The following is a 13,810-nucleotide window of genomic DNA, read 5'->3' on the forward strand; positions in this document are numbered from 1 at the left end:
CAGCGATAAGTACAGCGGAGCGCTATTGTTTTACCACCTTTACGTGCTGTACCTGTGTGGCGGTTATCAGGCGCACAAAGTAAATTCCGGGCTTAAGGGAAGTGGTGTTTGTTTCTGATTCGAAGTACTGGCCTTTATTTCCCTCGCCCTGCTGCAGTATATTTACCAATTGCCCTTTTACATCCAGCAGTTCCAGTTTATAGTTGCCGGCAGTTGGCAGTACATATTCCAGGGTGGTAGCAGCAGTAAACGGATTTGGATAAGCCAGAAGTTTGATATCTTCATCCACAACCTCAGAAGGTATAAGCGGGTCACAGGTGCCCAGGTAGCAGCCATGGTCCAGGTGTTCCTGTACCATGCTTTTAGCTACGCAGATCGTCTGGCCATTGTGGCAAACCAGCACTTTTTCGTTTTTATCGCCGCAGCTGGCATTGGTTACTTTTAAATATAGTTCCTGCACGGCCAGGCCGCCGTTGTGGTGCCATTTATCTTCCGCAATTAGTTTTATAGTGTATTCGCCTTCGTCGGCTATAGTTGGCGTTCCGGAAAGTGTAGCATTGCCATCTCCTTTATCTATTAAAGAAAGCCAGGCAGGTAATTGCTCAGCAAAAATCTCCATGCGGTCGCCATACGGAAGGTCGTTGTCCTGCACTTTAATATCATAACTATAGGCATAGCCTGCTGCCAGCGGATATTCTGTAGGGGCTGATGTAAAGACCGGCGGCGTGTTCACAACTATATTAAAGCTATGCACCTGTTCGTCGTTCTGGGTGTCGCGGGCTTTTACAGTTATGGCATTTACCCCCCAGTTCTTTACTTCCGGAGTCCAGGTTACCTGCATGTTTACCGGGTTTGCAGCTATAGTTGGCAACTGAGCCACTCCATCCGGTAATCCTTTTATTTCTACCAGTTGTACTTTATCGTTTACATCCGGGTCTGAGGCTTGTACTGTAAAATCTATTTTATTACCCGGCCTCACAAACGTGTAGCTCTTGGCAGCTGGCGTAGGCGGTACGTCAAATTTAGGCTTGTAGCTTACCTGTATCGTTACTGATGTGGTGGTTTGTACGCCTTTCAGGTCCTGGGCTATAAAATTGATGACATATACGCCTAAGTTGGCAGAAGCGGGTGTCCAGGCAAATGTACTTTGTACCGGGTTGTTGATAGCCGGCAGTGCCGGGTTAAGCGCAGCACCAGCCGGAATGCCGGTAGCCTGCAGCATTACTTTATCATCCGGGTCTGCATCGTGGGCTTTAACTATAAAATTTACCTGTTGCCCGGGCGCCACCTGGTAAACGGCCTGGTTAGCCGGCGTTACACTATAATCGAAAACCGGTGGTGTAGACTGATCTGTAATTTTGATAACGAAGTCGGTGGTTACGCTGGCACCTCTGCTATCGGTTACAGTGACACCGGCATTGTACATATCGCCTGCCAGCATGCCTGTCGTGTTAAAAGAGATGGTTCCGGTTATAGCATTTACGCTTAAGCCTTCGGGGTTATTTCCACCGCCCATCTCCTGCTGGTTTGCCAGCCTAAAGGTAAGTGCGTCGCCATCGGGGTCTGTTACGGGCATTTTAAAAGAAGCATTGGGCTTGCTATGCGGCAGGTTAACTATAGCCGGAAGTGTAGTTACCGGAGCGCTGTTGCCGTTGCCCACTGTTACTGTAGTCTGTAAGTTCCAATTGCCATCTGAGTTATTTTTGAGGGAGCTAACGCGGCAGCAACCTGTAAAGTAGGCGGTATAGTTGCCCGCCGAACTATAGGTTTTAGTTATGATCGCTTCGCCGTACATCCAGTCGTCGGTTTGGTTAACGGCCGTAACCTGCAGCGGAATAGCAGCGAATGTTCCATCTCCAAAAAAGAAATCTCCGGGGTTAACTACCTGGCCTTTCTCGGCATAAAAAGCCGTGTAGCGCCACGATTGGCTTACTTTAAACTCGACAGTATTTCCACTTACCCAGCGCCAGCTAACATTACCATACCGGAAATGAGATGCCTGCGCAGCTGTAACAGTGAGTATAAAGAAAAGTATGAGAAAGGATTTGCCTGCACCATGCGCCGCTATCAGGCGCACGAGCGATCTTAAAATACGGATTGCAGTATCAGGGTGTAAAGGTGCCTGCATGTATTTGATATTAGGGTTTCAGAATTGGGTCGCGGTAGTAAAAAGTACAAGTGAGGTGGCAGAAAAAAGAATTGGAGTGATTTTTACTTAGTAGTTTGTATACTTTACTAAATAGCCTCCGTATGATGCATTTAAATTCGCCTGCACACTTCCATATATAATTTTACTTATATACCACAACGATAACCCTGCTGATTGGTTTCAATTTTTTATAAAAATTATCATATTAAATATATAATTAATTGAATTTGCAAAACAAAAGAGCCGCAACTATAAAGCTGCGGCTCTTTTTATGGGTGTAACTATAGATTGTTTATACGCTTGCCAGCGCCTGTTCTATATCGCTTATTATATCTTCAGGGTGCTCTACGCCCACTGAAATACGTACCATGCCTTCTCCAATTCCCATTACAGCTCTGTCAGCCGGTGTGATATCGGAGTGAGTCATGGAAGCAGGGTGTTCTGCCAGCGACTCGGTGCCACCTAAGCTTACAGCCAGTTTTATCAGTTTCAGGTTGTTCAGGAATGTAAAGGCTTCTTTTTCGCCGCCCTTAATATCAAACGATATCATAGAACCTGCCGATAAGCATTGCTTTTCGTAAATGGCTTGCTGCTGCGGGCTGCCCTGCAGATCGCCTAAATAGTAAATGCGCTCTACTTTCGGATGGTTTTTAAGGTAAACAGCTACAGTTTCTGCACCACGCGCCTGGCATTCCATTCGTATCTTCAAGGTCTCCAGCGAGCGCATCAGCATCCAACCTGTCCATGGGCTGGCCATAGAACCCATAAATGTACGCATGGCCTTCACCTGCTTCATCACCTCTGAAGAACCTAAACAAGCACCTGCTATAAGGTCAGAGTGGCCGCCTATGTATTTGGTAGCAGAGTAAACCAGCAGGTCAGCGCCATGTTTTAACGGGTGGCAGAACAGCGGACCGAGGAAAGTGTTGTCAACCGCAACTATAACTTTTTTATCTTCCGTAGAATGTTTTTTGGCCAGTGTCGCACAGGCTTCGATATCTACTAAGTGGTTGGTTGGGTTGGCAGGGGTCTCGATATACACCATGGCCAGCTTATCAGCTACGCCAGAAGCAACCAGTAGTTCATCTACTTCATGTGCTTCCATGTTCGCCCGGAACCCTATGCTTTGAATGCCAAACTTCGGAAGGATGTTTTTGATGTAGTAATCAGAGCCGCCATAGATAGGCTCGCTGTGCAGGATAACGTCGCCGGGTTTTAGCAGCGCCAATAGCATGGTGCTTATAGCGGCCATACCACTCGCAAAAACTGCAGCATCCTGGGCACCATCCCAGAAGCGGAGGCGATTCTCTAAAATTTCGAGGTCGGGGTTGTTGAGACGGCTATAAATAAGGCCCATCTGCTCTTCGGCGCCTTTATCGCGGAGGCCATACGCCAGCTCAAAAAATGCTTTGCCTTCTTCGGCGTTCTTAAAAACGAAAGTGGATGTCTGGTATATGGGGGCTTTTACGGCCATTTCTGACCATTCGGGGTTGTACCCGTAACTCATCATTAAGCTTTCTGGCCGCAGGTGTTTACCGTTTAAATGCGGCCCACGATGGTCTTCTTCTAGTTGCATAGAATTTTATGGTTTGATTTGGGTGATGTTTTGAAATAAATGATCCGGGTACTCTACTTTGGCTAAATAAAGCCCTTCTGATGGGGCTGCGCCACTGGCCAGGCTCCTGTCCTGGCTCGCAATGCTCTTTTCGAAATCTGCTATCGTTAACTTACCTCGACCAACATCTGTAAGTGCGCCAACTATAAGCCGAACCATGCCGCGCAAAAACCGGTTTGCCCGGATAGTAAATACCAGCTCATCGCCTTGTTGTTGCCAGTAAGCCTCGTACATGTTGCAGCGGTAGTGTTTGGTATCGCCTTTCACTTTACTGAAGGTGGTAAAATCCTCGTACTTCAGCAGTATAATTGCGGCTTCGTTCATCAGGTTCACATCCAAAGGTTTGCTGTGGTACCAGGCGTAGTAGCGTTTAAAAGGATCTTTGCGGAGCGTGATGTGGTAATGGTAGGTGCGGGCAAAAGCGTCGTAGCGGGCATGTGCCTCGTCGGGCACGAGGTATAAGTTATAAGCAGATATATCGTCGGGTAAAATGCGGTTGAGACGGTAAACAATGTGCTGCGGGTCTAGCTGCTGCACCGAGTCGAAGTGCACGAACTGCTGGCTGGCGTGTACGCCGGTATCGGTGCGGCCGCTGCCAGTCGTGTTTATAGTTTCACGCAGAATTTTACTCAGGCTATCGTCCAGCACTTCCTGCACCGAAACAGCGTTAGGCTGTATTTGCCAACCATGGAAACGTGTGCCGTCGTAGGCTATCTCTAAGAAATACCGCATGCAGCAAAGTTATCATTTCCTTTTAAAGCTGCACACAAACTATAGCACATAAAAAGCCCGGCTACACAAAGTATAGCCGGGCTCCGGGGCACTGTTAGGTATTTTAATAGCTGGTGGGCTGAATTATTAAATCAGCCTGTATAATTTCTTAGTTGCCGCCTGTTCTTTTCAGAATCACGTCGCGTACCGTTCTTGGTCTGTCACTGTCACTCTCGCGTCTGCGTTCTTCTTCACGGCGTCTTTCTTCCGCGCGGCGCTGTTCAGCTGTTCTTTCCCAAGGATAATCGCGTTCTACTCTTCTGTCGTCATCTCTGTCTCTATCGCGATCCCTTCTGCGGTCATCATCTCTTTCCCAACGGTCCTCATCGTCGTCATGGTCGCGGTCGTGTTTCTTCTTGTTATGTTTCTTGTGCTTTTTAGAATATTCTTTCTCGCGCTTCCACTCGGCGTGGGCACGGTGTTTCTCGTTTACAAACTCAGGTCTTTTGCTTCGTGCGTTACTATTACCCTGTGCAATGGCTTGCTGGCCAACTATCGTCAGCACTGCTACCAATACAATTGTCAATACCTTTTTCATAAGCTTCAGTTAATATGTTGTTTCTCTATATACAAAGGCAGTGCCAGTTTACTGATCTTTTGCCTTGTTTTTCAACTATAAAAAGCAAAACCCCGCTCCTGCTTCCAGAAACGGGGTTTTATAGTTTAATATTTTTTATTGCTATACTTTCTCGTAGATGATCGCAGCGCCCTGCCCTACACCTACGCACATGGTTGCCAGGCCGTAACGCACGTTCTCGCGACGCTTCATTTCGTGTAGCAAGGTTGCTGAAATACGCGTGCCACTTGCCCCCAGCGGATGACCAATGGCAATAGAACCACCGTTCACGTTAACTATAGCCGGATCTATGCCCAGTTGCTGCACACATGGCAAGGCCTGCGCGGCAAAAGCTTCGTTTATTTCGGCAAGGCCAATATCGTTTATAGTTAGGCCTGCTCTTTTCAGCGCTTTTAAAGTTGCTGGAACCGGTCCCATACCCATATGGCTTGGTTCTACACCGGCTATTGCCACCGAAACAACGCGCGCCATTGGCGTTAAGCCTAATCGTTTTACAGTCTCTTCGCTAACTATAAGCGATGCTGCCGCACCATCGTTTATACCCGATGAGTTGCCAGCTGTTACACTGCCCCCTTTTTTAAATGCCGACGCCAGCTGACTTAACTTTTCTATAGTTGATAATCTTGGATGTTCGTCGGTATCAAAAATAATCGGGTCGGATTTGCGCTGTGGAACCGGGTAAGGAATAATCTCATCGTTGAATTTACCTGCTTCGTGGGCTGCTTTATACTTTAACTGTGAGTTATGGGCAAACTCGTCCTGCGCTTCACGTGAAACACCTTCGCGCTCTGCCACATTTTCGGCCGTCTCGCCCATAGCAAAAGGATGGTGCAATTTAGATAAAGCAGGGTTGGTAAAGCGCCAGCCTATAGTTGTGTCGTAAATCTCTGGAGTTCTGCTGAAAGCAGTTTCGGCTTTGGCCATTACAAATGGGGCACGGGTCATACTCTCAACGCCACCTGCCAGGTACACATCACCATCGCCACTTTTAATAGCGCGGCTGGCATCCATAATAGACTGCAACCCCGAAGCACAAAGCCTGTTAACGGTTACGCCACCAATTTGTAACGGTAAGCCAGCCAAAAGCAAGGCCATACGCGCCACGTTACGGTTATCTTCACCAGCCTGGTTAGCCGCACCCAATACTACATCTTCAATTAATTCCGGGGAAACCTGCGGATTCCGAGCCATCAGTTCCTTTAAAATAAACGCTGCCATGTCATCCGGACGCACTGAACTAAGGCTTCCGCCAAACTTGCCAACGGGTGTTCTAACTATATCTATGATGTAAGCTGAATTCATTATTTTAGTTTTACAGGTCTTTGTCTAATTTTGCAACTCTTTGCAAGTTAATTTAACCAACACATGATACAAAGAATTCAAACCGTATTTCTGTTTTTGCTGGTACTGGCCGTTATCTCGATGCTGTTCTTACCACTGTGGTCTAAGACCGACGCTGCTACCGGCGAAACTATAGTTCTTACTGCCTGGGAGCTGAAATCGCAGGTACTTAATGCTGATGGTGAGGCCACTGCTGCCGGTAATGTTCCATCTAAAAGCGCTATTGCGATCGGCCTGCTGGCTATCGCTGCTGCTGTAGTTGCATTAGTAGAGATCTTCCAGTTCCGTAGCCGCCTGAACCAGATGAAACTAGGCTTATTAAACACACTGGTACTGGCTGCTTTATTTGGCACGTCGTTTTACTATGCTGCTTACGTTGGTGCCGAAATGATAAAAGGAACCGATAATGGCTCGTACGAAGCGGGTTTCTACATGCCAATGCTTGGATTGTTATTAAACGCCTTAGCCAACCGCTTCATCAAGCGCGACGAAGATCTGGTAAGATCTGTGGACAGATTGAGGTAAGTTAGAAAGTTAGAAAGTTTGGAAGTTAAAAAGTTAACGCTGAACTATAGTTATAAGGCCGCTCCCGGAGATTTCCGGGAGCGGTTTTTTTGTTGGGTCGGACACTGTAGGAACCCACCCCTAACCCCTCCGAGGAGGGGAATTTCTGTCTTAAGCTTTAAATCGAACTATAGTATTATAGTTGGCTTCTTGCAGGAACTATAAAGCTATAGCTAAACTATAATTTATCAATAATTCCCCTCCTCGGAGGGGTTAGGGAGTTGGTTAAATGTATATGTATAAAGCAGAACACGCTAAATGTATTTCGAACTATAGAAGTTTGGATAACACCAACCCGTTAAAATAGAAAAAGCCGCTTTCCGTTTCCGTGAGCGGCTTTTTACTTCACAAACAAACTGTTTAACTATTTAACACTTTAACTTTAACACTCAATTTTGTATCGTTGTGGAAGAAAGACGCAAAATATTGCACCTCTACAGCCTAGAACTCTTTAACTCCTAAACTCTCTAACTCTTAAACTACCTCCTTCGGCTGGTGTATTCTTCCAATTCTCGCACGCTGCTATCGAATTTGAAAACATCATACACGTAATAGAAGCGTTCCCGGTCACACACGTAGTCGTAGGCGTATTTGGCGAACTCTACTTTTGTGCTTTCATAATCGCACTGCTGCAGAATGTATTTCAGGTCTTCGGCCAGGATGCTGTTGTTACGCAGGGCTTCGCGGGCTATAGTTAGTTTGGTGCTCTCGAAGCTGCGGCTTTTCATGGCGTCGGCTAAACGGTCTACATCCTGTCGGCTCATCAGGTAATCGCAGCGGTCGCGGCTATCATAACGATCGCCGTAGCGGGGTGGTGCTGGCCTGTAGGGCTCTGCTGGCGGATATGGTACACGTGGAACTACAACCGGTGGCGGTGGCAACAACGGTACTTCGCTCAGCACTCTCAACTTTAATTTGCCTTTGCGCGCTACTACATCCACTCCATAGTTAGTTTCAAAGCCGTGGCGCACATATACATTCGTACCCAACTGGTAATCGCGGTGGCGAGTGCGCACTTTTACTTCCACGTAATGCTTGCCCGGGCGCAGATGATCAACACGCACAAAGTTAGAAGCCGTACGATTAACCAGTTTGCCATCCAGTTTCAGGTAAAAGGCCTCGCCGGCAGGGGCCCTGAAAGTTAGCACAGAAGCTTGTACCAATACCGGCATCGCCAGTAGCACAAGCAGGAGCGGAAGTAGAAGCTTTCTCATGGTAGTATAGTTTAAATGCTATACTTTGTCGAATTCAATTTCTGTGCCAGTTATATAGGTTTTTGCTGTTATTGTTTGAATTTATAGTTTGGAGTAGCTATAAATTGCTTATTATCTGAACTATAGCCAACTAAAAAAGCCACAGGCATTACACCTGCGGCTCATTCTTAGCAGTAATTGAATACAACTATTATCTGCGTGGCATTCCGATTCTATACTTGATACCTAAAGTAGCGTTGGCAACATTAGCGGCTCCTCCCTGCCTGTTTGGTTTCAGGTAGTAAATTCCACGGAAGTCTGCGGAAAGAGCAACTGGAATTTTGCCTAACCCCACTTCAGCACCTATTATAAATCCGGCACCTACCTGCGTCGAAGGTTTAGGATCTTCGCTCATGATAGTACCATATCCTTCTTTCGTAATATGCAGCAGGCCTGTACCGCCTCCATAATAAAGCAAAAAATGATTCGAGTTAAATAACTTATTGTGCCGTTCGTACATTAAAGCTAGTTGATAGGCATTATCATTAAAAATTACTTTTGAAACACTTGCTTCCAATGCACTCTGCCTTCCAATAAAGTATTTCGCATTGAGCCCCATATCAAACTCACCAACTAAATTTAATACCCTTACGCCTATAGCAAGTTTATAAGGCGGTGCTGCAGCAAACTCCATCTGCTTCTGAATTGCTAAGGAGTCTGGATTAACCTGCGCTACAGCGACTAACGTGGAGAGTGAAAGAATAAGGAATAGGAAAGATGTTTTCATAAAGGGCAGGTTCATATCCGGAATTTCTTACTTCCCTCGTTTTAAATTAAAATTATAGTTTATGCCTAATGCCAATGATCCCTGATAAGGATACTGGTCTCGTGGCTGCAATCCTTTGTTAAAATTGCGGCTTATCAGGTAGTAGTTCAGATATGTATCAAAACGTTGGCTTATAGGATAGGCTATTCCCAAACCGGCTGTTATAAAAGTATTTATACCAGTTGCCTCCGCACTATAAGTAATTGTTTTAACTCCATCTCTTGTCTCCGATTTCTCTGCGAAAGTTTTGCTATACATAGGTGTAAGCATGGCTGTTCCATAAAATTGCAGCTTCTTAAGCGGGTAAAACAGCACATAATCTACTGTAATAGGTACACCTATACCTTTGGTTCTAGAAATATCATCGTAGTAAATCAGTTTATCTTCAGATTCTACATAGACAGACCCAAAATCCCTATTATCAGTACCATACCATACCATACTCCTGCTTGTATTCTTAGCTTATTACTTAGTTTGTATCCGAAATAGAGAGAAGTATAAGGCTGTATATTAGCGCCTTTCGGCTCTTCTTTATATTCCAAATCAAATCCAATGGCAAGCCCATTTATGCCAACGAAATGTTTTTTTTCTGATATAGAATCAGGATTATTGACTTGAGCAACTGCGGCTAATGAGATGAGTGCAAGGGTGAGTGACAGGAAAAGTGTCTTCATAAATTGAATAAGGCTAGGAATATAGCTCAAGCTAAATATAATTCCCAAACTATAAAAGGCTATTTCACCACCATTTGTAACATCACTTTTTAAAACCCCGAACTTGCATTGCAGTATTTAAAGGGAGATTTTTCCAAAATATTGGTAAAAAATTACCCCTTTTAGCGGCCATCCGTAACATCCAGTCAACAAAAAAGCCGCAAGTTTTTTACCTGCGGCTTTTCATCAATTTATAGTTGCAGCTATAGTTAACCTTCGTAGTAAAACTCGCCGTGGGGGCTTTTTATAGTTAGTTCGTTAGTTTTGCTGGCTTCCACGCGGCCAATTATCTGCGCATCTACATTAAAGGATTTCGAGATCGCAATCAGCTCCTGGGCATATTGTTCGGGCAGGTAAATTTCCAGGCGGTGGCCCATGTTAAACACCTTATACATTTCTTTCCAGTCGGTGTGGCTTTGCTCCTGAATAATGCGGAACAATGGCGGCGTTGGGAACAGGTTATCTTTTATGATGTGTACCTTATCGGTAAAGTGCAGCACTTTGGTCTGGGCACCACCGCTGCAATGCACCATGCCGTGTATGTGCTGGCGGTGTTGCTCCAAAATAGCTTTAACTATAGGCGCATAGGTTCTTGTCGGAGATAGCACCAGTTTACCTATTTCCATACCTGTTTCCTTATCTATATCGGTCAGGCGTTTTCTGCCGGAATACACCAGGTCTACAGGCAATTCAGGGTCGTAGCTTTCGGGGTACGATGCAGCCAGGTAATTATGGAACACATCGTGTCGGGCCGAGGTAAGACCGTTACTGCCCATACCACCGTTATACTCCGTTTCGTATGTGGCCTGCCCGTAAGATGCAAAACCAACTATAACATCGCCGGGCTGTATGGTATGGTTACTGATCACTTCATCGCGGCGCATGCGGGCAGTCACCGTACTGTCAACTATAATGGTACGTACCAAATCGCCTACGTCAGCAGTTTCGCCACCGGTACTGTAAATACCGATTCCGTTATCGCGAAGTATCTGCAGCACTTCTTCGGTGCCGTTTATAATAGCCGCAATTACGTCACCGGAAACCAGGTGTTTGTTACGGCCTATAGTTGATGAAAGCAGGATGTTATCGGTAGCACCCACGCAAAGCAGGTCGTCGGTATTCATTACAACAGCATCCTGGGCAATGCCTTTCCAAACGCTCAGGTCGCCGGTCTCTTTCCAGTACAGGTAAGCCAGCGATGATTTTGTACCGGCCCCATCGGCGTGCATAATGTTGCAGTAGTCGGGGTCGCCGGTCAGTATATCAGGAATGATCTTGCAGAAAGCTTTCGGGAAAATGCCTTTGTCGATGTTCTTGATGGCGTTGTGCACATCTTCTTTGGAAGCCGACACGCCACGGCGCAAATATCTGTTTTCCATAGTTCGGGATGATTTGCTTACAAATTTAATAAAGCAACCGGGATTGTAGCAGCAGAACCAAATAAAAAGAACAGCATACTTATAAACTATAGCCTTAAAGCTGCCTATTCCGACTTGACTACTACTGCAACGGAAAGAAGTTTGTGCTTACCCATGCCCAGAACAGGAGAAGGGGCTTTGGGCTTTCGCTATAGGCGGCTTAATAGTTTTATAGTTGCAGTTTTAACATCCCCCTTCGCCCCCTTCAAAGGGGGACTTTCTGTCATTACCAATTTTCAGACTAAAGTTTTATAGTTACAGCCTACGAGCGGACAGGTCGCGACCTGTCCCTACGAAACTATGACCACGATAAATCTCGAAGCGTATTGGTTCAAACTATAGATGCCGGTTGCTATGAGAAACGTATCAGTCTTTGGGTTGAGCGCCTTGTGAATATCTGGTGCCGCAGGCATTGCGACGCAGGAGCAAAATAGATTCGCACAGCGCGATACCTGAAGACGGGGCCTCCCGGCCGTGAGGGCACCAAAGCTAAATTGAAACTATAAGTTTGTAAAGCTCCCAGGATTAGATGTAGTTTGAAACTATGGCTTGGTTTAAGTTAGAAGTAAATCAAACTATAGAACCCAGGTTTCTCCCGATGCTCGAAATGACAATAGTACCAGTAAAAAACAGAAAAGCGGCTGAAGTCTAAACTCCAGCCGCTTTTTTTATGTAGCGCTACACTGATTACTCCTGTATACGTACCACTTTAAATTCTGTACGTCGGTTACGCTGGTGCTCGGCATCGGTTTTCGCATTTTTAACAACCAGCCTGGTCTCGCCATAGCCTTTAGCTGTAATGCGGTTCCTGCTTATGCCTTTCGAGATAATGTACTCCACAGCCGACTCTGCACGACGCTGCGACAGATCCAGGTTGTAAATATCAGAGCCACGAACGTCAGTATGTGAGCTTAGCTCTATCGAAATGTTAGGGTTATCCTGCAGTATCTCTACTAGTTTATCCAATTCCAAAGCTGCATCCGGACGAATATCTGCTTTATCGAAGTCATAGAAAATGTTCTCCAGCACGATTGGCTTTTCTTTTACGATCTCGTTCAGCACCAACGTAGTCTTTAGCCTGATATCGTTCACATCTTCCAGCAGCTCGTCCTGCGATGGAATCTTGCCAACTGTAGTAATGCGTGTGCGTGCTGTAAAGAAACCTGGTTTTTCAGAGATCAGAGAGTAAGTAGAGGCAGTATCCAGTGCAAAGGAGAATTTACCTTCAGCATCTGTAGTGGTTTCTTTTATCTTCTGACCTTTTTCGTTCTGAAGTATAACCAGCTGATTCGGCATAACAGTTTGCTGTTTTGCTTTGTCGCGGCGCAGGTAAACGGTACCATCCACATAAAAATTAACCTGCTTGCGCTGCGATTTCACTAAACTATAAAGGTCATCTCCGCCTTTGCCACCTTCGCGGTTTGAGGAAAAAAAGCCACGCGTGTTGCTCTGGAAGTAAATGCTGAAATCATCGCCAGGCGAGTTTACAGGTGTACCCATGTTTACAGGCTTTCCATTCTCTACCCTGAACAGATCCAGGTTACCTAAGCCCGGCAAACCATCTGAGGCAATGTACAAGGTGCCATCCGGCGCAACGTGCACAAAGCTTTCATTACCCGGCGTGTTAATATCCGGACCAAGATTTTCCGGCGAACCAAAACGGTTGTTCTCGTCTAATGTTACTTTATAGATATCGTTGCCACCCAAGCCCCCTTTTCTGTCTGATGAGAAGTAAAGCGTTTTACCGTCTGGCGAGAAAGCCGGGGAAGAATCCCAGGCGCGGGCATCGTTTATAGTTAGCAGTTTAGGTTCGGTCCAGGCGTTAGAGCGGAAATAGGTTACGAAAAGGTCCACGTTCTGGCGGCCTTTCTTAGAACCTTCGTTGCCTCGCGCAAAAACCATTGTTCTACCTTCGTTCGCGAAAGTTGCCAGCGCATCATGTATGCCTTCCACGTTCACGTTCTCAAACTTACGCACCGCTCCGCCCTGTTCAGCCATCGAGTCGGTGAGTGTGGTGGCGTAAATATCAATAAAGCCTTCGCCGTTGCCCATATAAGCTTTGCCAGGCTCGCGGGTAGACGAAAATATCAGCTCGTTGTTCAGGATGTAAGGTGCAAATTCGGATCCGTCGGTGTTAAGTGCCTGCAGGTTCTGAACTTCGTATGGGTACTTGCCACGCATAATTTCGCTCAGTTGCCCGAAGTTTTCCACTTCGCGCGCTGCCAGTCCTTTTAACCTGGAGTTGGTGCCAATGCTGGCGTAATCCTGTAGTTGGTTCAGGGCTTCTTCGTATTTGCCATTAGCCTTCAGCGACATACCATAGTAGTAATATGCCTGCTCTTTCCGGTAGCCAGCATCCAGGGCTGCTTTGTAAAATGGCTCGGCCTCCGCTAACCTGTTCGACAACCGGTAAGACTCCGCAATTTTATAGTTTACTTCCCCAGGATCTTTAGAATTGCTCAGCGCCTGCTTATAATACTCGATGGCTTTATCGTATTGCTCCATCTCGAAGCGCTTGTCGCCTTTGCCAAGGTACTGCGAAGCCCCACATGCACTTACAAACAAAGCAAGCAAGGCCAGCAAGCAGATCTGCTTCAGGCTTCTGGTTAACCGGGTAGTGTGTGGCATCTGGTGCATGTGCTT

General features: G+C 46.2%; 12 protein-coding genes. 1 reads left to right on the forward strand and 11 read right to left on the reverse strand.

Annotation, left to right across the window (positions count from 1 at the left end):
- Positions 1 to 22: 22 nt before the first annotated feature.
- The 5 genes from ABS362_RS07380 to ABS362_RS07400 form a co-directional block, all read right to left on the reverse strand.
- Positions 23 to 2,128 carry a putative Ig domain-containing protein gene (locus tag ABS362_RS07380; RefSeq protein WP_350411756.1) on the reverse strand — a complete coding sequence of 702 codons (2,106 nt, stop codon included), beginning with the start codon at positions 2,126 to 2,128 and terminating at the stop codon, positions 23 to 25.
- 313 nt (positions 2,129 to 2,441) lie between these two features.
- Positions 2,442 to 3,725, reverse strand: a complete 1,284-nt coding sequence (locus ABS362_RS07385; protein WP_350411757.1) for a cystathionine gamma-synthase family protein — start codon at positions 3,723 to 3,725, stop codon at positions 2,442 to 2,444.
- 6 nt (positions 3,726 to 3,731) lie between these two features.
- The gene (truA, locus tag ABS362_RS07390; RefSeq protein WP_350411758.1) at positions 3,732 to 4,496 is read right to left on the reverse strand and encodes a tRNA pseudouridine(38-40) synthase TruA; all 765 of its coding nucleotides are present in this window, start codon (positions 4,494 to 4,496) and stop codon (positions 3,732 to 3,734) included.
- A 148-nt stretch (positions 4,497 to 4,644) separates the two neighbouring features.
- On the reverse strand, positions 4,645 to 5,073 hold the full coding sequence (locus ABS362_RS07395; RefSeq protein WP_350411759.1) for a hypothetical protein: 429 nt from the start codon (positions 5,071 to 5,073) through the stop codon (positions 4,645 to 4,647).
- 141 nt (positions 5,074 to 5,214) lie between these two features.
- Positions 5,215 to 6,414 (reverse strand): acetyl-CoA C-acyltransferase, encoded by a 1,200-nt coding sequence (locus ABS362_RS07400; protein ID WP_350411760.1) that lies wholly within the window; start codon positions 6,412 to 6,414, stop codon positions 5,215 to 5,217.
- 63 nt (positions 6,415 to 6,477) lie between these two features.
- On the opposite strand from ABS362_RS07400, the gene ABS362_RS07405 reads away from it, so the two are divergent.
- Positions 6,478 to 6,978 (forward strand): DUF4293 domain-containing protein, encoded by a 501-nt coding sequence (locus tag ABS362_RS07405; protein WP_350411761.1) that lies wholly within the window; start codon positions 6,478 to 6,480, stop codon positions 6,976 to 6,978.
- Positions 6,979 to 7,496: 518 nt separating this feature from the next.
- On the opposite strand, the gene ABS362_RS07410 is transcribed toward ABS362_RS07405, so the two are convergent.
- From ABS362_RS07410 to ABS362_RS07435, 6 genes are all read right to left on the reverse strand, one after another.
- Entirely contained in the window at positions 7,497 to 8,231 is a 735-nt protein-coding gene (locus tag ABS362_RS07410) for a proline and serine-rich protein 1 family protein (RefSeq protein WP_350411762.1), read from the reverse strand.
- A gap of 190 nt (positions 8,232 to 8,421) precedes the next feature.
- Positions 8,422 to 8,997, reverse strand: coding sequence for a hypothetical protein (locus tag ABS362_RS07415; protein WP_350411763.1), 576 nt, complete (start codon positions 8,995 to 8,997; stop codon positions 8,422 to 8,424).
- 27 nt (positions 8,998 to 9,024) lie between these two features.
- Positions 9,025 to 9,477, reverse strand: coding sequence for a hypothetical protein (locus ABS362_RS07420; RefSeq protein ID WP_350411764.1), 453 nt, complete (start codon positions 9,475 to 9,477; stop codon positions 9,025 to 9,027).
- Positions 9,429 to 9,710 (reverse strand): hypothetical protein, encoded by a 282-nt coding sequence (locus tag ABS362_RS07425; RefSeq protein WP_350411765.1) that lies wholly within the window; start codon positions 9,708 to 9,710, stop codon positions 9,429 to 9,431. The genes ABS362_RS07420 and ABS362_RS07425 overlap by 49 nt, the downstream gene beginning before the upstream one ends.
- 248 nt (positions 9,711 to 9,958) lie before the next feature.
- Positions 9,959 to 11,128 (reverse strand): AIR synthase related protein, encoded by a 1,170-nt coding sequence (locus ABS362_RS07430; RefSeq protein WP_350411766.1) that lies wholly within the window; start codon positions 11,126 to 11,128, stop codon positions 9,959 to 9,961.
- 726 nt (positions 11,129 to 11,854) lie between these two features.
- Positions 11,855 to 13,795, reverse strand: a complete 1,941-nt coding sequence (locus ABS362_RS07435) for a CHU_0125 family OmpA-like outer membrane integrity protein (protein WP_350411767.1) — start codon at positions 13,793 to 13,795, stop codon at positions 11,855 to 11,857.
- Between the last annotated feature and the right edge of the window lie 15 nt (positions 13,796 to 13,810).

The organism is Pontibacter populi (assembly GCF_040278685.1).
Classification (GTDB): Bacteria; Bacteroidota; Bacteroidia; order Cytophagales; family Hymenobacteraceae; genus Pontibacter; species Pontibacter populi.